The 23,703-nt window shown below is 62.6% G+C and carries 23 protein-coding genes and 1 tRNA gene; 5 read left to right on the top strand and 19 right to left on the bottom strand.

Translation table 11 applies throughout. The features are described 5' to 3' along the window. Nucleotides 1-3: 3 nt before the first annotated feature. The gene (locus GTK01_RS01230; RefSeq protein ID WP_252924006.1) at nt 4-1,893 is read right to left on the bottom strand and encodes a SurA N-terminal domain-containing protein; all 1,890 of its coding nucleotides are present in this window, start codon (nt 1,891-1,893) and stop codon (nt 4-6) included. A gap of 135 nt (nt 1,894-2,028) precedes the next feature. Between GTK01_RS01230 and tpiA the strand changes: the two genes are divergently transcribed. Further along, complete coding sequence (tpiA, locus tag GTK01_RS01235; protein ID WP_252924007.1) at nt 2,029-2,778, top strand: triose-phosphate isomerase; 750 nt, start codon at nt 2,029-2,031, stop codon at nt 2,776-2,778. Between the two features lie 181 nt (nt 2,779-2,959). Continuing rightward, nucleotides 2,960-3,400, top strand: coding sequence for a MucR family transcriptional regulator (locus GTK01_RS01240; protein ID WP_252924008.1), 441 nt, complete (start codon nt 2,960-2,962; stop codon nt 3,398-3,400). A gap of 48 nt (nt 3,401-3,448) precedes the next feature. Here the strand turns inward: GTK01_RS01240 and GTK01_RS01245 are convergent, their stop codons facing one another. The 3 genes from GTK01_RS01245 to lipB all read right to left on the bottom strand — a co-directional run bounded on the left by GTK01_RS01245 (nt 3,449) and on the right by lipB (nt 6,691). Further along, entirely contained in the window at nt 3,449-3,826 is a 378-nt protein-coding gene (locus tag GTK01_RS01245; RefSeq protein ID WP_252924009.1) for a hypothetical protein, read from the bottom strand. A 372-nt stretch (nt 3,827-4,198) separates the two neighbouring features. Then, complete coding sequence (gene ggt / locus GTK01_RS01250) at nt 4,199-5,959, bottom strand: gamma-glutamyltransferase (protein ID WP_252924010.1); 1,761 nt, start codon at nt 5,957-5,959, stop codon at nt 4,199-4,201. A 21-nt stretch (nt 5,960-5,980) separates the two neighbouring features. Continuing rightward, nucleotides 5,981-6,691 (bottom strand): lipoyl(octanoyl) transferase LipB, encoded by a 711-nt coding sequence (gene lipB / locus GTK01_RS01255; RefSeq protein WP_252924011.1) that lies wholly within the window; start codon nt 6,689-6,691, stop codon nt 5,981-5,983. Between the two features lie 162 nt (nt 6,692-6,853). Here lipB and GTK01_RS01260 point away from each other — a divergent pair. Next, nucleotides 6,854-6,938: transfer RNA gene (locus tag GTK01_RS01260), tRNA-Leu, on the top strand. Between the two features lie 520 nt (nt 6,939-7,458). On the opposite strand, the gene GTK01_RS01265 is transcribed toward GTK01_RS01260, so the two are convergent. The 12 genes from GTK01_RS01265 to coaD all read right to left on the bottom strand — a co-directional run bounded on the left by GTK01_RS01265 (nt 7,459) and on the right by coaD (nt 18,157). Next, nucleotides 7,459-8,265, bottom strand: a complete 807-nt coding sequence (locus GTK01_RS01265; RefSeq protein WP_252924388.1) for an MBL fold metallo-hydrolase — start codon at nt 8,263-8,265, stop codon at nt 7,459-7,461. Nucleotides 8,266-8,270: 5 nt separating this feature from the next. Continuing rightward, a complete protein-coding gene (locus tag GTK01_RS01270; protein ID WP_252924389.1) occupies nt 8,271-9,050 on the bottom strand; it encodes a TatD family hydrolase in 780 nt (259 codons plus the stop codon). Between the two features lie 2 nt (nt 9,051-9,052). Further along, entirely contained in the window at nt 9,053-10,603 is a 1,551-nt protein-coding gene (metG, locus tag GTK01_RS01275; RefSeq protein ID WP_371924236.1) for a methionine--tRNA ligase, read from the bottom strand. 93 nt (nt 10,604-10,696) lie between these two features. Continuing rightward, nucleotides 10,697-11,749 carry a DNA polymerase III subunit delta' gene (locus GTK01_RS01280; RefSeq protein ID WP_252924012.1) on the bottom strand — a complete coding sequence of 351 codons (1,053 nt, stop codon included), beginning with the start codon at nt 11,747-11,749 and terminating at the stop codon, nt 10,697-10,699. Then, nucleotides 11,739-12,407: a dTMP kinase gene (gene tmk / locus GTK01_RS01285; RefSeq protein WP_252924013.1), complete on the bottom strand. Its 669-nt coding sequence runs from the start codon at nt 12,405-12,407 to the stop codon at nt 11,739-11,741. Before tmk ends, GTK01_RS01280 begins: the two co-directional genes overlap by 11 nt. A 99-nt stretch (nt 12,408-12,506) precedes the next feature. Further along, nucleotides 12,507-13,670, bottom strand: a complete 1,164-nt coding sequence (locus GTK01_RS01290; RefSeq protein WP_252924014.1) for a D-alanyl-D-alanine carboxypeptidase family protein — start codon at nt 13,668-13,670, stop codon at nt 12,507-12,509. 74 nt (nt 13,671-13,744) lie between these two features. Beyond that, nucleotides 13,745-14,155, bottom strand: coding sequence for a DUF2177 family protein (locus tag GTK01_RS01295; protein WP_252924016.1), 411 nt, complete (start codon nt 14,153-14,155; stop codon nt 13,745-13,747). Nucleotides 14,156-14,194: 39 nt separating this feature from the next. Continuing rightward, nucleotides 14,195-15,325, bottom strand: a complete 1,131-nt coding sequence (gene tgt, locus GTK01_RS01300) for a tRNA guanosine(34) transglycosylase Tgt (protein WP_252924018.1) — start codon at nt 15,323-15,325, stop codon at nt 14,195-14,197. Beyond that, entirely contained in the window at nt 15,325-16,398 is a 1,074-nt protein-coding gene (queA, locus tag GTK01_RS01305) for a tRNA preQ1(34) S-adenosylmethionine ribosyltransferase-isomerase QueA (RefSeq protein ID WP_252924019.1), read from the bottom strand. Before queA ends, tgt begins: the two co-directional genes overlap by 1 nt. 128 nt (nt 16,399-16,526) lie before the next feature. After that, a complete protein-coding gene (locus GTK01_RS01310; RefSeq protein WP_252924020.1) occupies nt 16,527-17,036 on the bottom strand; it encodes a peptidylprolyl isomerase in 510 nt (169 codons plus the stop codon). Between the two features lie 30 nt (nt 17,037-17,066). Continuing rightward, nucleotides 17,067-17,642, bottom strand: coding sequence for a peptidylprolyl isomerase (locus GTK01_RS01315; protein WP_252924021.1), 576 nt, complete (start codon nt 17,640-17,642; stop codon nt 17,067-17,069). Between the two features lie 17 nt (nt 17,643-17,659). Next, entirely contained in the window at nt 17,660-18,157 is a 498-nt protein-coding gene (gene coaD / locus GTK01_RS01320; RefSeq protein WP_252924022.1) for a pantetheine-phosphate adenylyltransferase, read from the bottom strand. Nucleotides 18,158-18,318: 161 nt separating this feature from the next. Between coaD and GTK01_RS20935 the strand changes: the two genes are divergently transcribed. After that, nucleotides 18,319-18,450 carry a hypothetical protein gene (locus GTK01_RS20935; RefSeq protein WP_256483276.1) on the top strand — a complete coding sequence of 44 codons (132 nt, stop codon included), beginning with the start codon at nt 18,319-18,321 and terminating at the stop codon, nt 18,448-18,450. Nucleotides 18,451-18,456: 6 nt separating this feature from the next. Here GTK01_RS20935 and gyrA read toward each other — a convergent pair whose 3' ends face one another. Continuing rightward, the gene (gene gyrA, locus GTK01_RS01325; protein WP_252924023.1) at nt 18,457-21,258 is read right to left on the bottom strand and encodes a DNA gyrase subunit A; all 2,802 of its coding nucleotides are present in this window, start codon (nt 21,256-21,258) and stop codon (nt 18,457-18,459) included. A gap of 261 nt (nt 21,259-21,519) precedes the next feature. Between gyrA and GTK01_RS01330 the strand changes: the two genes are divergently transcribed. After that, nucleotides 21,520-22,146 carry a MarC family protein gene (locus tag GTK01_RS01330; RefSeq protein WP_252924024.1) on the top strand — a complete coding sequence of 209 codons (627 nt, stop codon included), beginning with the start codon at nt 21,520-21,522 and terminating at the stop codon, nt 22,144-22,146. Between the two features lie 3 nt (nt 22,147-22,149). On the opposite strand, the gene GTK01_RS01335 is transcribed toward GTK01_RS01330, so the two are convergent. Together GTK01_RS01335 and ssb are read right to left on the bottom strand one after the other, a co-directional pair. After that, entirely contained in the window at nt 22,150-22,608 is a 459-nt protein-coding gene (locus GTK01_RS01335) for a DUF4168 domain-containing protein (protein WP_252924025.1), read from the bottom strand. 266 nt (nt 22,609-22,874) lie between these two features. Beyond that, nucleotides 22,875-23,393, bottom strand: coding sequence for a single-stranded DNA-binding protein (gene ssb / locus GTK01_RS01340; protein WP_252924027.1), 519 nt, complete (start codon nt 23,391-23,393; stop codon nt 22,875-22,877). Nucleotides 23,394-23,703 lie beyond the last annotated feature (310 nt).

Genomic DNA, 23,703 nt, shown 5'->3' on the forward strand with positions numbered 1-23,703 from the left:
CGATCAGAAACTCAGTGCCTGCTGGACCGCGCCTTGGTTGACCGTAACCGGATACTTCCCCTGGAGCCGCGTGACGAGCTGGTCGAGGAGATCGTCGCCAAGGCCCCCGGCATAGTTCTGCGCGACATTCTCGGGCAGCGTCTCGGCCGATGCGTCGGCGGGTGCAAAGACCTCCGTGACCTGCAGAACGATCTGCCGGTCGCCTTCGTTCGAACCGATCGTCTCGACACCGCGCACGGGAACGGAGAAGGCGGCAGCCACGCCTTCGCGTCCGAGATCCACGTCGTCCGCGCCGCGGCGCAGGCCGCGCTTTGTCTGTACTTCGAGGTCCAGTTCGTCAGCAACGTCGGCAAGGGCGGCGCCCTCCTCAATGCGCGTTGCGATCTCATTGGCGCGCTCGGCCAGGAGACGGCGGGCCTCCTGCTCGCGCCACTGTGCCAGCGCATCCTCGCGGACCTCGCCGAGCTCGCGCTCGCGGGCAGGGGTCACGTCTGTGACCTCGTAGAAGACGTAGCCGTTGGAGCCGAGCATGATGGGCGCGTTTTCCATGTTGGGCTCGGCCTCGAAAGCGGCCTGCAAAACTTCCTCCCTACCCGGGATGTCTGCAACTTCGTTGCCTTCTGGATCAAGTCCGTTGGCGTCGACAGCCGGGATGTTGACGACTTGCAGATTCTGCTGCGCCGCCGCTTCCCGCAGTGTCGCGCCGCCAGCACGCGCATCCTCATAGGCGTCGTAGACGTCCAGCAAGATGCGGTTTGCCTCGTCCAGAGCGATTTCCTCGCGGATTTCGGCGGAAACCTCCTCGATCGGACGCACAGCCTCGGGCATGATCTCGTCGACCCGGACAATCAGCGCTCCGAACGCGCCGTCAACGACCTCGCTGATGCCGCCTTCTTCAAGCGCGAACGCGGCCTCGGCGATCGCCGGATCGGGCACGTCCTCGCGTGTGAAGGTCCCAAGCGTCAGGTCGCCTGCCGAACGACCGAGCTCGGCGGCGATCTCGTCGAACGTCGCATCACCGGCCGCGATGCGGCTGGACGCAGCCTCAGCCGCTTCCACGTTCGGAAAGACGATCTGGCTAATCGTGCGCTGCTCTGGTTCGGAGAATGAATCGCGATGGGTCTCGTAGAACTCCGTCACCTGTTCATCGCTGACCGCGGAAGGGTCGGAAATGTCTTCAGGCTCAAGCTTTGCGTAGTCGAGCCCGCGATACTCGGGTGCCGCAAAACTGGCCGCGTTCTCGTCGAACCACGCCTGCAGCACGTCGTCAGCCGGATCTCCGATGGGTTCGACCAGCCCGCGGTCGAGAATGACATAATCTGCCGTGCGGTCTTCGCCGCGGTAGAGAGCAACGGCGTTGAGAAAAGCGTCCGGAACCCCCATCCCGTCGGCAACCGCATCGACGATCTGCTGACGGATCGCCAGTTGCTCACGATCGCGCAGATAATCGTCCGGCCGCATGCCGACCTGCTGCAGCACGAAATTGAACTGGTCGCGGTCGAACTGGCCATTGGCATTGCGGAAGGCCGGGTCTTCGGCGGTCAGCGCCGCAAGGCGATCGCGCGAAAGGCCGAGATTCATCTCGCGCGCCTGCTCGTCGAGTACCGCGCCGGCGACGAGTTGCGCGAGAACCTGCTGTTCGAGCCCGAAGGCGCGCGCCTGCTCGCGCGAAATGCGCGTGCCGAACTGCTGCGACAGAAGCTGGAGCTGGCGGTCATAGGCGAGGCGATATTCGTTGACCTGCACCCGTGTATCGCCAACCGCCAGAACGTGGTTGCCGACTCCGGTCAATATCTGCCCGGATATGCCCCAGACCGCGAAACTGACGACGAGCAGGCCAAGCAGCAGCTTCACCATCAAGGAGCCGGATTTGCCGCGCAGCCAAGTCAGCATTTTCGACCTTCCCAAATTGGTCCAACATCAAACTGGCTGACGGAATACCGTCACTAGCAGGCGCTGTCGATTGCTTTGTCGACGCTTTTTGCTACCAAGCTGCCATCCGAACCACTGTTGAACGAAGGAAGTCCGATGAGCGCCAGCATTCGCCCCGTCCTGGCAGGCAACTGGAAAATGAACGGCACGAGCGCCTCGCTTCCCGAACTTCAGGCGATTACAGCCGGCGCCGCCGGGTTCGCCAGGCTCGATCTCGTCGTTTGCCTGCCCGCAACCTTGATCTCGCGCGCGCAGCCGATCGTCGCCGGCTCATCGGTCGCCCTTGGCGGGCAGGACTGCCACACCAAAGCCTCCGGGGCCCATACAGGTGACATTTCAGCTGACATGCTGGCTGACGCCGGCGCTCGTCTTGTCATCGTCGGCCACTCGGAACGGCGCACCGACCATGGCGAAACAAGTGAAATGGTCGCTGCCAAGGCCAAGGCAGCTTGGGACGCGGGGCTGAAGGCGATCATCTGCATTGGCGAAACGCGGGCGGAACGCGAGGCGGGGACGACGTTGGACGTGCTGTCGGAGCAGATCGAAGGCTCGGTTCCTGCCGGCGCGACGGCGCAGAACACACTCCTTGCATATGAACCCGTCTGGGCGATCGGCACCGGCCTGACCCCAACCGCGGAGGACGTTCGCGTCGCTCACGCGCATATCCGCGCAAGGCTGGGGGCGAAGATTGGCGAGGAAGCGCGGTCGATTCCGCTGCTCTATGGCGGATCGGTCAAATCATCGAACGCCGGCGAACTGATGGCGGTGGCAGACGTCGACGGGGCGTTGGTCGGCGGCGCAAGTCTCAAGGCCAGCGACTTCCTGGCAATCGCTAGTGCATTTTGAACAATTCGATTTAATATGCAGCTTCAGGATTGATAGGCGCTTCACCACCTGACAATCCGATACATCTGGTTACCTGACGCAGCCATTGCCGCGCTCTATAGCATAGTCATGTGGCGAATCGCTCGAGGAACGACCTCCTGCGGCGTGTCGCCATCGGTATTGATGCGGCGGGAGTACGCGTATGAGTGATGAAGACATGGCGATCGCACCTGAGCTGATCGAACCGGGCAGGCTGCTGGAGCTGACGACGCAGATCGTTTGCGCCTATGTCAGTCATAACCCGGTTCCAGCCTCGGAAGTGTCGGGACTGATTGGCTCGGTCCATCGTTCGATTGCCGCGCAGGGCCAATCCACCGCGCCGGAACGGACTCAGGAGCCGGCCGTGCCGGTCCGCAAATCGGTCACGCCCGACTACATCATCTCGCTGGAAGACGGACGCAAGTTCCGCACCTTGTCGCGTCATCTCATGGCCAAGTACGGGATGACGCCCGAACAGTATCGCCGCAAGTGGGGCCTGCCTGACGACTATCCCATGGTCGCCCCGAACTATGCCGTCGAGCGCTCGAAGATTGCGAAATCCATGGGCCTCGGCCGGCCGGAACCGGGCAGTTCGGACCAATAAGGCAGACGGGGCGGGGGGGACCATCCCCCCGCCCTGTCGATCATCTGCCTAACCGATCAGCGGGCAGTTCGGCGCCCGGCCGAATACGACCCAGACACGTTCGCCTCGCGAACGTCCGATGATCTCGATCGAGCGCCGGCCGACATCCACCACTTCGGCCCGCCGGATGCCCATCCGCTCAGCCTTGCGCAAGGCGTCTCGCGGCGAGCAGCCGCCGCGGCCGCGCCATTCGTCGCGATCTCTGTATTCACCACGGTCCCAGCGTCCCGGGCCCCGATCGCGGCCATGGCCACGATCGGGTGCAAAGAACTCCGCGCCCGGCCTATGGCCACCACCCAAGCCGTAATAGCCGCGATCCTGCGCCGCCACAGGCAGGGCGGTCAGCAGACTGGCTGCGACAAGCCCCAGAACAGCGATTTTAATCATCACAAACCCCTCATCGACATCGCACGATTGCGACCGCGATGCACCTTGCATGTCGAAAGCTGAACAGCATGGCAAAGCCTCGTTCATCCAGCGTTCATGGGGCCGCTTAGCATGAAATGTCAGCGATGGGGGTGACCGCTAACCTACTGCTTTATCGCCACTATCTCCGATACCCTCCTCCTGCGTCTATTCCCGAGACACAAAGATGCCGAGAAAAATTCCGAGAACGCTTGAAAAGAGAACAAAACAAGAACATACTGCGTCATCAACTAAGGAGAAGAACCAATGTCCGATCTCGTCCACGACCTTGTCTCGTTCGTTTCCATTGGCGCATTCATAACCACGTTGGCGCTCTGGCTGGTTGCCGTCTGATCAATCACCAATGGCAACGCCCTCGCGACGCGGGTCGGCTGCGCCTTCGATGCCCGCGGCCGTGAACTGGATGCCATGGATGCCCGAGTTGAGTTCGCGCCCCTCGGTTTCGTAGCCCAGCGCCTGAAGGGCAGGGGCAAAGTCTTCCGCACGCGAGCCGGCCTCCAGCCAATATGGACCGGCGATATTGGCCAGATGGGGCAAGGCGATCGCTTCGTTCATCGGCATGGCCCAGTCGATCAATGCGATGAGCGTCTTGGCGACATAGGGAATGATGGTAGCGCCGCCGGGTGAGCCAAGGGCATAGACCGGCTGTCCGTCCTGGAGGACGATGGTCGGCGACATCGAGGATCGAGGGCGCTTCGACGCCTCGACCCGATTCGCCACAGGCCCGGTTTCGCTTTCGGGAACGAACGAGAAGTCGGTCAGCTGGTTGTTGAGGAGATAGCCATTGGCCATCACCCGCGCGCCGAACGCGTTCTCGATCGACGAGGTCATGGAAATGACATTGCCCTCCGCGTCGGCGATAACGAAATGCGTGGTGGCCGGTGCTTCGTACGAAAAGCCGTCGATCAGGTTTTCCGTGCGTTTGCTTGAGGGCTCCCCGGGCAGGATGCGACCGTCGGCCAGCGCCTCTTCGGATTGCAGAAGTTGCGCGCGCGCAGCCAGATATTCGCCATCAAGCAGGCCGGACGGCATATCGATAAAGTCGGGATCTGCCAAATATCTGTTGCGGTCGGCGAAGGCGAGGCGGGTCGCATCGCCAATCAGGCGCCAGGCCTTCGCATCGTCGGCGCCAAGCGCGCGCAGGTCGTACGGCTCGAGCAGGCCGAGGATCTGGCCGACGGCGATGCCACCGGAGGAGGGCGGGCCCATCCCACAAACGTCGAACTCGCGGTAGGTGACGCAGACCGGCTCGCGCTCCACGACTTCGTATTCGGCGAAATCCGAGAGCGCCAGCGAGCCGGGATTTGTCGGATGGCTGGTTACTGCGTCAACGATCGCCGCTGCAACATCGCCCCGGTAGAAGGGCGCGGCGCCATGCTCGGCGAGGATCCGCAGGGCATCCGCGTAGGCTGTGTTCCGAAGTTCGTCGCCCGCCACAAGCGCTTTGCTTCCGGGAAAGAAGTAGTCGGAGGCGGCAGGATCGATGTCGAGGCGACCCGTTTCGTCTTCAAGCAAACGCGCCAGGCGGGGCGAAACCGTAAAGCCGCCCCCAGCAAGCTCGATCGCATCCGCCAGGCTGTCGCTCAGCGCCAGCTCGCCGTGCTTTTCGGCCAGGATCTCCAGCAGCAAGGGCACGCCGGGAACACCAACTGATCGTCCACCAACGACCGCCTCGAAAAAGGGCAAGGGCTCGCCATTGTCATCGAGGAAGAGGTCGGGCGCTGCGTTCCCTGGCGCCGTCTCGCGCGCATCATAGGTGATCAGTTGTCCCGTGGCGCCGTCGAACCAGAGTGCGAAGGCGCCGCCCCCGAGCCCCGAGGATTGGGGCTCGACGAGCCCGAGAACGGCCTGCACCGCGACCGCCGCGTCCGCTGCGGAGCCGCCCAGCCGCAAGACCGTCATGCCGGCTTCGGCGGCGAGCGGATTGGCAGCTACGACCATCGCCTCCTTGCCCACCACCAAAGGGGCCGATTGCATGCCGGTCGCGGCCTCAGGTGCGATGAGGTCGCTTTGACTCTGGGCCGCTGCCGGCATGGCGGTCGAAATTGCCAGAACTGCAAGAACGGGCAGGGGCGTTCGCAAGAGCTTCGACATGGCTGATCTCCGTTGCGGGAATCAGTCTACGTTGCCGAACACCTCTTCGAAAGCTGCCTTCATTGCAAAGTCGACATCGGCCATGGTCACCGGGAGGCCGAGATCGACGAGGCTCGTGATCCCCTGGCCGCGAATGCCGCAGGGCACGATCCCGTCGAAATGGGCAAGATCGGGCTCGACATTGAGCGCGATGCCGTGGAACGACACCCAGCGCCGCAGGCGGATGCCGATCGCCGCGATCTTGTCTTCCGCCGGCGTGCCGTCAACCAGGGGCGGCCGCTCGGGCCGCACGACCCAGACGCCGACGCGGTCGTCGCGTCGCTCGCCTTTCACGTTGAAGCGGTCGAGCGTGCGGATGATCCACTCTTCAAGCGCGGCGACGAAGGCGCGCACGTCCTCGCGCCGACGCTTCAGGTCGAGCATGACATAGGCAACCCGCTGACCGGGCCCGTGATAGGTATATTCCCCGCCGCGCCCCGCCGCGAAGACCGGGAACCGGTCGGCCGCGAGGAGGTCCACCGGGTCGGCGCTGGTGCCGGCGGTGTAGAGGGGCGGGTGCTCGACGAGCCAGACGAGCTCGCCTGCCGCACCGTCGCGGATCGCGCCCGCGCGCTCTTCCATAAAGGCGAGCGCAGCCGGATAGTCAGTCAGGCCCGGCTCGATCCGCCATTCGACGGACGGCGATCCGGGGATTGCCAGAAACTGAGCGGGCAGGGCATCGCGCGTGGTCATGATCAGGCGGATGTATGGGATCGGACGGCGCGCGTCCACTCGTTGACGCAGCGTCTTGCAGGTATCGGCAAAATAATCGGCAATTCCCAGCCGGTGCTCTTGTGCGGGGTGGGGCGATTTGCTAATTGCGCCGGGCCGGTCAAGACCGGCTGGTCATGGCGTGCGGTCGTGGCGGAATTGGTAGACGCGCAGCGTTGAGGTCGCTGTGGGGCAACCCGTGGAAGTTCGAGTCTTCTCGACCGCACCAATGCCATCTCGGCGCCCCCTTCAGCGCCGCTTGCCGGCTTTCTCAAATCAGCATCCACTCATCGATCAGCCATAGCGAGCTCATCGGTCGAGACCTTGCGCCACAGCAAGGCGGTCCATTCGAAGGCGGCCTGACATCGAGCTTGATAGGTTCTCCGAAGAATCGCATTTCTGGTTCGTCGGGATGACGAGTTCCACGTCATCGCGATCAGTTACGCCGTCTCGGGAATCGCGCAGCTAAATTCGCTCGCAGAGCTGAGCACCGCCTGCACGTGAGTTCTCATGGCAGGAATGTCCTTCGAGGGTGCGGACAGACGCCGAGCAGGTAAATGAGCAGCCTTTGCCGTCGCAGCATCAGGCGCTGAGGGGACATGACCTTTGGAGTTCGCTCGCCATGCCACTCACGAAGTCCTCGGCCGATCAGGTGTAAGAGGGCGTCGACCGAGCGGACCCAGAGCTATCCGCCAGTCGCATAAGATGGATTATGGAACTCCCGGGCATCTCTTGGCCCGGCATCTCGCTCAACCTTCGAAGTCGAGAACCATCCCATCATAGGCCGGATCGACGTAACCTGGCGTCTCGGACGCTACGGTTTCGTAGTCGAGCGGAATATGCATGTGGGTCAGCACTGCCCGCTTCGGCTTCAGCCGTTCGATCACTTCCAGCGCTTCCTCGAGCGAGAAATGGCTGGGGTGCCGCTTGTACTGCAGCGCGTCGACAATCAGCACGTCAAGGCCCTGAAGCTGCGCCAGCGTATCGTCCGGAAACGCACTGACGTCGGAGCAATACGCAAGCCCGCCGATACGAAAGCCGAGCGAGATGATGTCGCCATGGATCTGCGGCAACGGCAGGAACTCGATCGCGCCCCCGGCACCGTCGATCGCGAACGCGTTGTCATGCGTAATGATGTGCGCGCTCAGGATCGGCGGATACGAGCTGCCGGGTGGCGTTTCGAAGCAATAGCCGAAGGAATCGCGAAGCCGGTCGAGCGTCGGCCAATCTGCGTGAATGTCGATGCGTCTGCGCTGGACAAGCGCGAAGCCGCGCAGATCGTCGATGCCATGGATATGGTCGGCATGCGGATGGGTGTAGACGGCTGCGTCGACAGACCCGACGCCCGCTGAGATCATCTGGTCGCGAAAGTCCGGCCCGGTGTCGATTACCACGCGTGTTACGCCAGCCGGTCCAACGCGCTCCACCATGGCGGCCGCGCGCCGGCGCCGGTTGCGCGGGTTGGCGGAATCGCAATTGCCCCAGTCGCCGGTGATCCGCGGCACTCCTGGAGACGAGCCGCACCCAAGGATCGTGAAGCGATAGCCGCTGCTCACGCTCATCAGGGCCGCGGCATCTTCGAGAACAGGCGGAAAAAATTAACGGTCGTCAGCCGGCGAATTTCGGCGTCATCTAGGCCGATCGTGTCAGCCAGAACGCGTGCCGTATCGGCGACATAGGCCGGCTCATTTCGCTTCCCTCGATGCGGCACCGGCGCGAGGAATGGCGCGTCGGTTTCAACAAGTAGCCGATTGTGCGGAATGGTCCGGGCGATATCGCGAATATCCTGCGAATTGCGAAATGTGAGGATACCAGAGAAAGACACATATCCACCGAGTTCGACGCCGACTTCGGCAAGCCGTGCTCCGGATGAAAAACAATGCAGAACAAAGGGAAAGGAGCTCGTCTTCGATTCGTCTTTCAGAATCGAGATCATGTCATCGTCCGCCGCACGGGCATGGATCACCAGTGGCAGTCCGGTCACGCGCGCCGCATCGATATGCACCCGCAATCCATGCGCCTGCGCGTCGCGCGGCGCCTTGTCATAGTGATAGTCGAGACCCGCCTCGCCGATCGCCACGACCTTTGGATGGCTGCTCAATTCGATGAGCTCGGTCGCGGTGACGTCGCGCTCCTCGCCAGCATTGTGCGGATGCGTACCGACCGAGCAATAAATCTCGTCATACGCCTCGGCGATCGCCCGAACCTGGTCGAAGCGGCGGACGCGTGTCGAGATGGTGACCATGCGCTCCACGCCTGCCGCGCGCGCGCGGGCGACGATGGCGTCGCGCTCTTCCGCGAAGTCGGGAAAGTCGAGATGGCAATGGCTGTCGACCAGCATCGTCACGCGTCCTGCACTTCCTGGTCCACATAGCGCGGAAAGATACCCTGCGGTACTGGCAGTTCGGCTCCCGGCTCGAGCCAACTTTCCGCCAGACATGCAAAGGTCCGCTCGTTCGCCGGCACGTGTAGCAGATCCAACAGCTTGTCGGCAGACTGTGGAATGAAGGCGGAGCACAAGATGCCTACGCGGCGAAGAAGCTCCGCCGTCGTGTAAAGCACGGTCTCCATCCGCGCCGGATTGGTCTTGCGCAGCGCCCAGGGTTCCTGACCGGCGAAATAGCGGTTGGCCTCGGCGACCACGCCGAAGATTGCGGCAAGCGCGGTGTGCAGCGCTTGCTGAGCCATCGCCGCGCGCGCGGTCGCCAGCGCCTCCAGTGCCTGGTCGAGGAGCGCCAGGTCGGCCTCGGCAAGTTCCCCGCGCTGGGGCACCCTGCCCGCGCAGTTCTTGGCGATCATCGACAACGAACGCTGCGCCAGATTGCCAAGATCGTTGGCAAGGTCCGCGTTGGTGCGGTTGACGATCGCCTCGTGGCTGTAGTTGCCGTCCTGGCCGAAAGGCACTTCGCGTAGCAGGAAATAGCGCAACTGATCGAGGCCGTAATGCTCGACGAGCGCGGCCGGGTCGATGACGTTGCCAACCGACTTCGACATCTTCTCTCCACGGTTGAAGACGAAGCCGTGGCTGAAGACGCGTTTGGGCAACGGAATTCCAGCTGACATCAGGAAGGCCGGCCAGTAGACGGCATGGAAGCGCGTGATGTCCTTGCCGATCACGTGCAGATCGGCAGGCCAAAAACACCAAAGCTCTGCATTAACATCGGGATAGCCAATGGCGGTGATGTAGTTTGTCAGCGCGTCGACCCAGACATACATGACGTGCTTCTCGTCGCCGGGCACAGGAATACCCCAATCGAACGTTGTCCGCGAAATCGACAGATCCTTCAGCCCCGAGCGCACGAAACTGGCAACCTCGTTGCAGCGTTCGGCGGGCCCGACGAAGTCCGGCTGGCGCTCGTAAAGGTCCAGCAGGCGTTCCTGATAGGCCGAGAGACGGAAGAAATAGCTCTCTTCCTCGACCCACTCGACCGGCGTGCCTTGCGGGCCGTAGCGAACGCCGTCGGCGCGGACCTCCGTTTCGTCCTCGCCATAATAGGCTTCGTCGCGAACCGAATACCAGCCTGCGTAGGAGCTCTTGTAGATGTCTCCGTTGGCTTCCATCGCCTTCCAGATCGCCTGCGATGCGTGCTTGTGGCGCTCCTCGCTCGTGCGAATAAAGTCATCGTTTGACGCATTCAAAAGAGCTGCCATCTTCTTGAATTCTGAGGAATTCCGGTCAGCCAGCTCTTTCGGGGAAATGCCCTCCTTGCGCGCGGTCTGCAGCATCTTGATGCCGTGCTCGTCTGTGCCGGTCAGGAAGCGCACATCCTTGCCATCGAGGCGCTGGAAGCGCGCCAGTGCGTCGGTCGCGATCAGTTCGTAGGCATGGCCGATATGCGGCTTGCCGTTTGGGTAGGAGATCGCGGTGGTGATGTAGAATTTCTCGGCTGCCATGCACTCGCTCGGTCATTGGAGCATCGGACGATGCTCGCTTAGATCTGGTCGCGGTCACATAAACCACGCACTGCCGTTTGGCCAGACGGGCAATCAGCGCGCGCCGCAAAGCTGGCCGAGCAATCCGACGACATGCTGGCGCTTGTCGAGGTTGTAGGTTTCTGTGTCAGCAATGCGCTGGCGCATGCCGCCCCATTGCTCGGCGAGCCGAGCCGCGAGTTCCGCGTCGCCGGCGTGTCCGGCAGCCTGGGCCCTCTCCTCGGCCATGCGTGCGATATACTCGTTGAACAGCCGAAACTGCACGGTCGCGTCGCGCCCGCCGACTGCGTCTGCGATCCGGTAGGCTGCAGCGACGTCGAACCGACCACCCGACACTACGGCATCCACGGCGTTGGCGATGTCGAGCCCGCCGAACTGCGTCATCAAGAGCGCCTCGCGCACACTGCCTCCCGCCTTGGCGGCAAGTTCGCCCGGCGAAAGCCCGGCGACCGTCTCGGCCCCTGGCGAGACCGCTCGCAATGCGGCGGCAAGGTCGTCGCTTGCAAGCGGCTTCAGTTTCAAAAGCTGACAGCGCGAGCGGATCGTCGGCAGCATCCGGCCGATAGAATGGACAACGAGGAGGAACAGCGTGCGCTGCGGCGGTTCCTCGAGGCTCTTCAAGAGCGCGTTGGCGGCATTGCGGTTCATGTCATCGCCGGCGTCGACGATGACCACGCGGTAGCCGCCGTCATGCGACGTCATCGAAAGGAACCGGCCGACGCGACGGATTTCGTCCACCGTGACGGCTGACTTGAAGCCAGCGCCGCGATCGGCCGTGGGACGCGTAAGGTGCAGAAGCGACGGATGCGCGCCCTGCGCCATCAGGCGAAACAGCGTCGACCCGGTGTCCGGCCGTGCAAGAATCGATGGCGCCTGGGCTGGATCGGGATTGGCGAAAAGGTGGTAGGCGAGCCGAAACGCGAAGGTCGCCTTACCGATTCCGCGCGGGCCCGAAAGGATGAGCGCGTGGTGAAACTTGCCGCCCCGATAGGCACGCGCCAGTTCGTCGCCCTCCGCGACATGACCGAAAAGCTCCGCGTGCTCGACCGGTTCGGGCACGTCGGGAATGCTGTCATATTGTTCCGGCGCGGTGCGCTCAAAGCTCATCGGCGACCTGCAAAAGGCTCCCCGATGGCGCGATCACCTTGGCGACACGCGCCCACACGGCATCAGCAACCTCCTCCTTCGCCTTCGAGGCGTCGATTATGACGCAACGCGCGGGCTCGGCGCGGGCAATGTCGATATAGGCTTCGCGCCGCTCCTCGTGCAGCGCCAAATCCTCCTTCTCGTAGCGGTCGGCGTCGTCGGAGCCCCGCCGGCTAGCCGCACGCCGCATGCCTTCCGCGGGGTCCAGATCGAGGATGATCGTCAGGTCCGGCATCACGCCGTTGATCGCGACGCTTTCGAGGGCCGTCATGAATGTCTTGTCGAGACGCCCCGAGACGCCCTGATAGACGCGCGAGGAATCGAGGAAGCGATCGCAGAGCACGATCTTCCCCGCGTCGATCGCCGGCCGGATGATCTGCTCGACATGGTCGGAACGGGCCGCTGCGAACAGCATTGCCTCCATCGCCGGACCGAACGGCTCGGCCGCGCCTGAAAGGAGCACGTGGCGAACCGCCTCCCCGCCTGCTGAACCGCCGGGCTCGCGCGAGACGACGACTTCATGCCCTTCCGCCCCGAGTCGATCGGCCAGCAGCCGAATCTGTGTCGACTTGCCTGCGCCTTCGCCGCCTTCGAAGGTGATGAAATGTCCTCGTGGCAATGGGCATCCTTTCGTCGGCCGCTGAATTCGCTCCAGCGCCTAGCAGATAATGACTGCTCGGGCCAATGCGATGAACGCCCGCGCGCGGGACGCGCCTGATCAGCGCATCCAGCCGACCGCAAGTTCCTCGATGGCGTCGAGCGCGCGCTGGTGGAGCTTGCCGGTTTCGACCGACTCGGCTGCATAGAGCGGCGTTTCCTGGCTCATCGCATCGCCGATCCAGACTTTGAGCGTGCCGACCCGCGCGCCCTCCTCCACCGGCGCCATGACGGGCCCATCATAGACGATGCGCGCAACGAGACGGTCTCGGTTCGTCAGCGGTACGAAGAGCGAGATCGGCCCATTCGATCGCAGGCCGACGCCCCCTTTCTCGCCGCCATAGACCTTGGCTTCGCCGACGATCTCGTTCTCCGCGAAGACCTCGTACTTGTCGAAGGCTCGCATGCCCCAGTCGAGAATCTTGCGTGCTTCCTCCCCGCGCACCGCATCGCTCTCCATGCCGCTCAATGCGACGAAGAGGCGCCGGTCGTCACGCGCGACCGAGCCGACGATGCCGTAGCCCGATTCTTCGGTAAAGCCCGTCTTCATGCCGTCCGCGCCGATATTCATGCGCAGGAGCGGGTTCCGGTTGCGCTGGGTAATGTTGTTCCAGGTGAACTCCGGCTGGGAGTAGTAGACGTAGTATTCCGGGTATTCGGTCCAGATGTGATGCGCCAGCATCGCGAGTTCGCGCACGGTCACCACCTGCCCTTCGGCCGGCAAGCCAGTCGAATTCTTGAATACCGACCGCGTCATGCCGATCTGCCGCGCGCGTTCGGTCATGAGCTGCGCAAAATTCTCTTCCGAGCCTGCCATGCCTTCGGCGATGATGATGCAGCCGTCATTGGCGGACTGGACGATTACGCCCTGAATCAGATTTTCGAGGCGGATTGACGAGCGAACCTCGGCGAACATGGTCGATCCGCCCGACATCGCGCCGCCCGTCCGCCATGCATTCTCGCTGACGAAGAACTCGTCCTGAAGCGTCAGCCGTCCAGATTTCAATGCGTTGAAAACGACTTCCATCGTCATCAGCTTGGCGAGCGAGGCCGGCGGGATCAGCGCATCGGGGTCTTTGGAAAAGAGCACGGTTCCCGTGTCCGCATCGATCATGAAGGCCTGCTGAGCACGCGTCTCGAAGAGCTGAGCCGATGCGTTCGACCCAAGACCCAGGACACACAGGAAAGCCGCCACCGCCACGCCCAGAATTCGCCGATCATACATTGCCCTACCCCGTGTCAGCCCCTCGATGAAGGCTAGCACCGGGTCCGGCAATTTCGCAACTCAACCTCGCGCGATCACTCGATCTGCCCAAGCCATTGCAAGATTGCAACGGTGCCACCGGCTACGGCTGCGCCCATGACCGTTCCCCAGCCGGTATCCACCAGGGCAACGACGCCGTCATAACCGCGCAGAACGGAAAGATTGGTGAAATTGTAGGTAAGATAGGCGAAGAAGCCGAACAGCGCGCCGTTGAGCGCGGCCGCATGCCAGGCGCTTGCCGCCATACCGGCCGTCACGCCGAAATAGACGAACCCGACAATGTAGACTGCGTAGAAGATGGCTGCGACGCCCCAGCGCGGTTGGTCCAGCAGCAGGTCGCCCATCCGGCTCGCATAGAAGCTGCGGGCGATGACGCCAAGCCAGAGTGCATCCAGGATCAGAAAAAGGACAAGGGCGATCCCATAGGCGGATAGATATTTGGTCATCTGGCAATCCTGGTTGCTGCGAACGACCTGTCTACGCCGTCACGAAGACGGCAGATCGCCCCGCTGCCAGCTTTCCGTGATCTCACCGGCCCGATCGGTAAACCGTCCCGCTTCGATAGAACTTCGAATATCGGCCATAAGAGATTGATAATAATAGAGATTATTCCACGTCAGAAGCATCCCCGCCAGCGATTCGCCAGACTTGACCAGGTGATGCAGATAGGCGCGGCTGTAGTCCCGCGCGGCCGGGCAATCGCTTTCCTCGTCGAGTGGCCGATGGTCCTCGGCGTGGCGCGCGTTCTTTAGATTGATCTTGCCGTGCCGCGTGTAGGCAAGCCCGTGACGGCCGGCTCGGGTCGGCATCACGCAGTCGAACATGTCGATGCCCCGGGCGACGGATTTCAATATATCGTCGGGGGTGCCGACGCCCATCAGGTAACGCGGCTTGGTCTCTGGCAGGAGCGGATTGGTCACCTCCAGCATGTCGAGCATCACCTGCTGCGGCTCGCCCACCGCCAGGCCGCCCACGGCATAGCCCTTCAGGTCGAGATCGCGCAGCGCCAACGCGGAGCGCTCGCGAAGGGCCGGCACGTCGCCGCCCTGCACGATGCCGAACATCGCCTTGCCGGGCTGCGTGCCAAATTCCGCCTTGCAGCGTTCCGCCCAGCGCAGCGACAGCTCCATCGCCTTCTCGATTGCCTGGTGCTCTGCCGGCAGCGCCGTGCATTCGTCAAGCTGCATCTGGATGTCGCTGTCGAGCAGGCCCTGGATTTCGATCGAACGCTCCGGCGACATTTCATAAACCGTACCGTCGATATGCGAACGGAATTTCACGCCCTGTTCGGTGATCTTGCGCAACTGCGCCAGCGACATGACCTGAAACCCGCCGGAATCCGTCAGGATAGGGTGCGGCCAACGGGCGAATTCGTGCAAGCCCCCCAGCCGCGCGACGCGCTCGGCGCCGGGTCGCAGCATCAGGTGATAGGTGTTGCCGAGGATGATGTCCGAGCCGAGCTCGCGGACCTGGTCGAGATACATCGCCTTGACCGTGCCGCCGGTGCCGACCGGCATGAAGGCGGGCGTGCGGATCGTGCCGCGCGGCATGGTGATCTCGCCGCGCCGCGCCGCGCCATCCGTCGCAAGCACGCGAAATTCGAAGTTCTCGGTCATCAATCGTCCGATCTGAAGAGCAGGCTCGAATCGCCGTAGGAGTAGAACCGGTAGCGGTTCCCGATGGCGTGGGCATAGGCCGCGCGCATCCGCTCGGTGCCGGCGAATGCCGAGACGAGCATGAACAGGGTTGAGCGCGGGAGGTGAAAATTGGTCATCAACACGTCCACCGCCTTGAAACGGTAGCCGGGCGTGATGAAGATGTCTGTGGGTCCGGACCATGGCGCGATCGTGCCGTCATCGCGCGCCGCGCTTTCCAGGAGCCGCAGCGACGTGGTGCCGACCGCGACGATGCGCCCGCCCCCGGAGCGAACGGCGTTCAGCCTCTCGGCCGTCGCAGCGTCGATCGTTCCGATCTCGGCATGCATCTTGTGGTCGTCGGTGTCGTCGGCCTTGACCGGCAGGAACGTGCCGGCGCCAACATGGAGCGTGACGAACGCCGTTCTTGCGCCCGCTGCCTCGACCGCGGCCAGCAGGTCGGGCGTGAAGTGCAGACCTGCCGTCGGCGCAGCGACAGCCCCCTCCTCGCGCGCATAGACGGTCTGGTAGTCTTCGCGGTCACGCGCGTCTTCCGGGCGCTTGGACGCGATATAGGGAGGCAGCGGAATGTGTCCGACTGCGTGCAGCGCCTCGTCGAGAAACGCGCCCGATACATCGAAGGCCAGCGTCACCTCCCCGGCATCCGCCTTTTCGCGCACTTCGGCGGTCAGGCGTCCTGCAAGGCACATCGACCCGCCATGGCCAAACTCGATCCGGTCGCCGACCTTCAGCCGCTTGGCGGGCCGGGCAAACGCCTTCCAGCAATCGGGCGCCGTGCGCATGTGCAACGTGACGTCGATTTCGCTGACAGCCTCGCCGCGACGACGCATTCCCGTCAATTGCGCAGGAATAACCTTGGTGTCGTTGAAGACCAGCATGTCACCGGCCCGCAGAAAAGACGGCAGGTCGCGTACCGAGCGGTCGGCAAGGCCATCCGGTCGAACGATCAGCATCTTCGCCGTATCGCGCGGCTCGGCCGGCCGCAGCGCGATGCGGTCCTCGGGTAGATCGAAATCGAAAAGGTCGACGCGCATAGAGGCTCAAGAACCGGCTGGACTGAGTTCGGCCGAAGCGGCGTCCCTCAGGATGAACGAAATCGTGCCGGAAGCGTGGGCGCTCCCGGCACAATGGGCCATTCGCAGTGAGATGGCCGCGCGTCGCATCAGGCGTCGGCGACGACCTTCATCGACACGATCGTATCGGGGTCCTGCACCGGCTCCCCGCGCTTGATCTTGTCGACATTGTCCATGCCTTCGATGACCTGGCCCCAGACCGTATACTGGCGGTTGAGGAATCCGGCATCGCCGAAGCAGATGAAGAACTGCGAGTTTGCCGAGTTCGGGTTTTGCGAACGGGCCATCGAGCAGGCGCCGCGGCCGTGATTGGCGTTCGAGAATTCGGCCTTCAGGTCGGGCATGTCGGACCCACCCATGCCGGCGCGGCTTGGATTGAAGTCCTTGCCACCCTTCTTGCCGAACTTGACGTCGCCGGTCTGCGCCATGAAACCATCGATCACGCGGTGAAAGACGACGCCGTCATACGCGCCGGCGCGCGCCAGCTCCTTGATCCGCGCGACATGGCCGGGCGCCAGATCGGGATAAAGCTCGATCGTGACGTTGCCTTTGGTCGTCTCCATGACGATCGTGTTTTCCGGATCCTTGATCTCGGCCATAGGTCGTTCCTTTCTTGTCTGTATTCAGAATTATTCGGCCGCGCCCATGCGGACGCTGACCATGCGGTCGGGGTCGGTCACCGAGCCGTTCATGGCCGGGTCGCCCTTCTTGATGTTGTCGACAAACTCCATGCCGCTCTCGACTTCGCCGACGATCGTGTAGGCGCCGTCCAGCGGCGGGGCCGCATCGAACATGATGAAGAACTGCGAGTTGGCCGAGTTCGGGTCCTGGGCGCGCGCCATGCCGACGGTGCCGCGAACGAAATTCTCATCAGAGAACTCAGCCGAGATATTGCCAAGGTCGGAGCCGCCCGTTCCGGCACGCTGGCTGTTGTAGCCATTCTCCATGTCGCCATACTGAACATCGCCGGTCTGCGCCATGAAGCCGTCGATCACACGATGGAACGCGACATTGTCATAGGCGCCCTGCTCGACCAGCGTCTTGATCTGTTCGACATGCTGCGGCGCGAGGTCGGGACGAAGCCCGATGGTCACCTCGCCGTCCTTCAGCGTGATGATCATCGTGTCTTCCGGCTCGGCGGCAAGTGCCGAGGTCGCCATGAAGGCGGCGATGAGCGTGGACGAGGCGAAACGAACGAAGGACATGTCGAACTCCTTGGAACCTAGCTGAATTTCTGACGCAGAGCGGGGGCGACGCTCTTCGGCACGAAGGCCGTAATGTCACCGCCCATGGAGGCTATCTGGCGGACGAGTGTGGCGGTAATCGTGCGGACCGAGGGACTTGCCGGGATGAAGACGGTCTGCAGCTCCGGCGCGATCGTTTCGTTCATGCCCGCCATCTGCATCTCGTAGTCGAGATCGGTGCCGTCGCGCAGGCCACGGATCATGATGGAAGCCCCGTGCTGGCGCGAGGCGGTTACGACGAGTCCATCGAAAGCGACGACGTCCAGCCGACCAGCCTCTGTGCCCAGTTCTTCGGCACAAGCATTCTTGATCAGGTCGACCCGCTCTTCGAACGAAAACAGTGGCTTCTTGGACGCCTGCACACCGATGCCGACGACAATCCGGTCGGCGACCGAAAGAGCCCCTTTGAGAACATCGAGATGGCCGTTGGTCAGGGGATCGAACGATCCCGCGTAAAAGGCAATGCGCTCAGTCATGGAAGGCTTCTACTCAGACGGGACGTGGATGGCAAATGGGAGACGCGGCGTGAACGGCAGAAGAGCAGCCGCGAAAGGCGTCCAGCGCGAAACGACAATAGTCAAGGCGAACAATGAAACCTTTTGAATCATTCGTCGTTAATTCGGCAAGGAGACACATCATGATCATCATCATGCTCGCAGCCACCATGACCCTCGCAATGCTGATAGCCACAGCCTTCGGCCTGCATCAGGAAGCCCAGCGCGTTCGTGTCGAGAACCGGCAGCAGAAGATCAACCGCTACCGGTACTGATCTCTACTACTCGGCCTGGCCCTCGGGCGCATCGCTGGCGGCATCCGCCGCGGCCTGCGCCACGATCTCGGCTTCGCTCTCGAGCTCATCTTCGCCGTTTTGCGGGTCCGAAATCCGCTCCACCGACACGACCTTTTCGTCCTTGGCCGTATTGAAGATTGTCACGCCCTTCGTGGCGCGGCTGGCAAAGCGGATGCCGTTGACCGGTACGCGAATGACCTGCCCCGCATTCGAGACGAGCATGATCTGGTCGTCATTTTCAACCGGGAAAGCTGCGACCAGCGAACCGATCTCTCCGGCCTTCGAGACGTCCGTTGCACGGATGCCCTTGCCCCCGCGCCCAATAACGCGGAAATCGTAAGAAGACGAACGCTTCCCATAACCCTTCTCGCTGACCGTGAGGACGAATTCCTCACGCGCCTTGAGCTCTTCGTAGCGCTCGGCGTCGATTTGCGCGTCCTCCGAGACATCCTCGTTGGTCAGTGCGATCTCTTCATCCTCGCCCGTCACAGCCCGCCTTTCGGCAGCCGACTGCTTCAGATATGCGGCTCGCTCGGCCGGCGTCGCGTCAACATGGTGCAAAATTGCCATCGAGATCACCCTGTCGCCGTTACCCAGATTAATGCCTCGAACGCCAGTCGAGTTGCGGCTCTGGAACACGCGGACGTCGGTGACCGGGAAACGGATGCACTGGCCAGAGCCGGCCGTCAGCAAGATGTCGTCATGCTCGGTGCAGGTGTAGACGCCGAGAATTTCGTCGCCCTCGTCATCGAGCTTCATCGCGATCTTGCCGTTGCGGTTCACCTGCGTGAAATCGGAAAGCTTGTTGCGGCGAACGGTGCCCCGCGTGGTCGCAAACATGACGTCCAGATTGGCCCAGCTCTCCTCGTCCTCCGGCAACGGCATGATGGTGGTGATACGCTCGCCTTCCTGCAGCGGCAGCATGTTGCGCAGGAACTTCCCGCGCGACTGCGGCGTACCAATCGGCAGGCGCCAGACCTTCTCCTTGTAGACGATGCCGCGAGAAGAGAAGAACAGGATCGGCGTATGCGTGCTGGCCACGAACAGGCGCGTGACGAAATCTTCGTCGCGCGTCGACATGCCCGAACGTCCCTTGCCGCCGCGCCGCTGCGCTCGGTAGATCGAGAGCGGCACGCGCTTGATGTAACCGGAATGGCTGACCGTGACGACCATGTCCTCGCGGGCGATCAGATCCTCGTCGTCCATGTCCGCGCCGCCTTCGGCAAGCTCGGTGCGCCGCGGCGTTCCGAACTCGTCGCGGACCGCGATCAGTTCGTCCTTGACGATCTGCTGTATGCGCGCGCGCGACGACAAGATGTCGAGGAAGTCCTTGATTTCGTCGCCGATGGCGTTGAGTTCATCGGCGATCTCGTCGCGGCCGAGCGCGGTTAGTCTCTGCAGGCGCAGCTCGAGGATTGCGCGGGCCTGCTCTTCGGATAGGTTGTAAGTGCCGTCATCGTTGATCCGATGGCGGGGATCGTCGATGAGGCGGATCAAAGCCTCGACGTCATGCGCCGGCCAGCGCCGGGTCATCAATTGCTCGCGCGCCGTCTGCGGGTCCGGCGCCTTTCGGATGAGTGCGATGACCTCGTCGATATTCGCAACCGCAATCGCAAGACCGACCAGCACATGCGCACGCTCGCGCGCCTTGCGCAAAAGATACTTCGTGCGCCGGCTGACGACATCCTCTCGGAAGAAGACGAAAGCGCGCAGCATGTCGAGCAGATTGAGTTGCTCGGGTTTGCCGCCGTTCAGGGCGACGATATTCGCGCCGAAGGACGTCTGCAGCGGCGTAAAGCGGTAGAGCTGGTTCAAGATGACGTCGACGACGGCATCACGCTTCAGCTCGATGACGACGCGGTAGCCCTGGCGGTCGGATTCGTCGCGGATGTCGGAGATGCCCTCGATGCGCTTGTCGCGCACGAGTTCGGCCATTTTCTCGATCATCGAGGCCTTGTTCACCTGGAACGGCACTTCGGTAACGACGATGGCCTCGCGGTCGCCGCGCATCGGCTCGACATGCACCTTGCCGCGCATCAGGATCGAGCCGCGGCCCGTCTCGTAAGCGCTGCGGATGCCCGCCTTGCCGAGAACGATACCGCCGGTCGGGAAATCGGGCCCGGGGATGATCTCCATCAATTCGTGCAGTTCGATCGCCGGATTGTCGATCAGCGCGACGCAGCCGTCGACGACTTCGCTGAGATTGTGCGGCGGAATATTGGTCGCCATACCAACGGCAATGCCGCCCGAACCGTTGACCAGAAGGTTCGGAAACCGCGCCGGCAGTACCTTCGGCTCCTGGCCGGACGAATCATAAGTGTCCTGCCAGTCGACTGTTTCCTTGTCGATGTCTTCGAGCAGTTCGTGCGCCACCTTGGTCAGGCGCGATTCCGTGTAGCGCATTGCCGCCGGCGGATCGCCGTCGATGGAGCCGAAATTGCCCTGCCCGTCGATCAGCGGCACGCGCAGCGACCAGTTCTGCGCCATGCGCACAAGTGCGTCATAGATCGAGGCGTCGCCATGCGGATGGTACTTACCCATCACGTCGGCGACGGGACGGGCCGACTTCACATATTTCCGGTTCCAGTAATACGCGCTCTCATGGCTGGCATAGAGAATGCGCCGGTGCACCGGCTTCAGCCCATCGCGCACATCCGGCAGTGCCCGGCTCACGATCACGCTCATGGCGTAATCGAGATAGGAACGCTGCATCTCCTCGATGATGGAAATCGGCTCGATGTCGTCCGGTCCGCCCTGCGGTCCGCGCGGTGTCGTCAAATCAGTCAAGTGGGTTCACGATCGTGCTGATGAATCACAGGCAACTTATATAGGAAGGGCGCCCAAAATGCCAAACCTCCAGCCTCATCACGGCACGAGATAAGCGGCGCTATATCAATGCGTTAGCCGAAATGTTTCGATTTGCCGCGACAAACTGGGGAAAAACTTGGCGTTCCGGCATCCCGACCATCGGCTCGCGTGAGGATGCGATGGCGGACCGAACATGCGATAAGTGGGTTCCAGTCAACCACTCGCACCCCGGACTTTGAAGTGTTCGACGCCATCTTCAACGCCTTCGTGACCCTATTGGTGACGATCGATCCGCCAGGTCTTGCCCCGCTGTTCCTGGCGCTTACCGGCGGCATGAACCGTGCCGAGCGCGGGCAGGTCGCACTTAGGGCAAGCATCATCGCCTTCGGCATCCTGGCGCTGTTCGCAGTGGCAGGGACGACGATCCTCGCCGTCTTCGGCATCACGCTTCCAGCGTTCCGGGTCGCTGGCGGCCTCCTGCTGTTCTACATCGCTTTCGAAATGATCTTCGAGCGCCGCAACGAGCGCAAGGAGAAGAGCGCCGATGCCGCGATTACCGTCGACCACATACGCAACATTGCCGCCTTTCCGCTGGCGTTGCCGCTGATCGCCGGCCCGGGCGCCATCTCGGCAACCGTGCTCTTGTCGGGAACGTTCGAGGCGGCGCACCACCGGGCCATGCTCGTCGCCATCATCGCCGCCTGCATCGGCCTGACCTGGCTGGTCTTCATCGCCGCAGAACGGATCGACCGGTTCCTCGGCGAAACCGGTCGATCGATCCTCACGCGCCTTCTGGGCGTCATCCTGGCCGCGCTCGCGGTCCAGTTCGTCGCCGACGGCATCAAGGCGCTGATGGCCGCACCTTGACCCTTACTGGGCCGGCGCGGGCTCTGTCGGAGCTGACGGTTGCGCCGGCTGGCCCACGGCCGCCTGAATGTACGTGTTGATCTGCTCGGCCAGCGCCGGGTCGGTCTGCGCCTGCTGAATGATCGTGCCGTACTCCTCCACGGTGATGCCATCGACGGATTCGACCGCCTCGACCATCTCTTCGCTGGCCTGCTGGCGCACCGTGTTCTGCGCTTCTTCACCTTCGGCTTCCTGGAGCTGCGGCGCATAGGTGCGATTGATCTGGTCGACCTGGAGGAAGGCGACCACGAAGGACTGCAGCTTCCCCTCGTCGTAGCTGGCAGCGGGTGCAGTCTGTTCGGCTGGAGCCTGCGCGGCCGGTGCTTCCATCGTCTCCTGCGCGAGCGCCGGAATTCCGGTCGCTCCGGCAAAGCCAAGCGTGGCAGCGAGAATTGCAGCGCGCATCTTTGTATTCATTGGCATGGTTCGCCCTTCCATTTCGATTGCCGGCAGTATTGCGACAATTTCGGCTTGTTCGGCGGCGCCATTTCGAAAGGCCTTGGAGAAGCCGAACGAAGATAACGCAACCCTATACTCATCCGACAATGTCGGGTGATTTTCAGCAGAGCGAAGACTGGCAGCGAACGCGCGAAATGCCACTCAATTGATCTATGAATATGAGACAAAAATTCAAAAAGGGCCGGCGCGATCCGCACCAGCCCTTTGCGATTTCATAACGAATGGGAAGATCAGAACGGAATTTCGTCGTCCAGATCGCGGCCATAGCCGCCTCCGCCGGACTGCCCGCCGCGACCACGATCGTCGGAAGGGCCGGACTGGCCGAAATCGCCGCCGCGGCCGCCACTCGAATAGCCGCTTCCGCCGCCATAGCCGACCTGACCCTGGTCACCGCCCTGCCCGCGTGAATCCAGCATCTGCAGTTCTCCCCGGAACTTCTGCAGCACGATCTCGGTCGTATAGCGCTCGACACCGTCCTTTTCCCATTTGCGGGTCTGGAGCGCGCCCTCGATATAGACCTTCATTCCCTTCTTGAGATACTGCTCGGCGACCTTGGCGAGGTTGTCGTTGAAGATGACGACCTGATGCCACTCGGTCTTCTCCTTGCGCTCCCCCGAATTCTTGTCGCGCCAGGTCTCCGACGTCGCGATGCGCAGGTTGACGACCGGATCGCCCGAATTCAGGCGGCGCGTTTCCGGATCGGCGCCGAGATTGCCCACCAGGATGACCTTGTTCACGCTGCCTGCCATGTCGTTCTCCAAATTACATACAATTCAACTTGTGACCGGCACCATAGTGGATGCCGTCCCGCCGCGCGCCGCCGATGTACCCGCGGTCCACAACAATCATGTTCCGTTTTTGTTCTAGCGAGCGCAAAGTGCCGCATCAAGCGGAATTTGCCTCACCGCAAAAACAAAGGCCCCTGACCATCGAGGGTGCGAGGGGCCTTCTTGTCGCCACTCAGGGCGACTTTATCGATACCCGGGTATCGATCTTTTCTCTCGAAAGCGACTGGACGTCGTTCGACAATAGTCAGAGCTTTTCAGTTGGTCGCCGACC

It is taken from the genome of Aliihoeflea sp. 40Bstr573 (assembly GCF_024105655.1).
Taxonomy (GTDB): Bacteria; Pseudomonadota; Alphaproteobacteria; order Rhizobiales; family Rhizobiaceae; genus Aliihoeflea.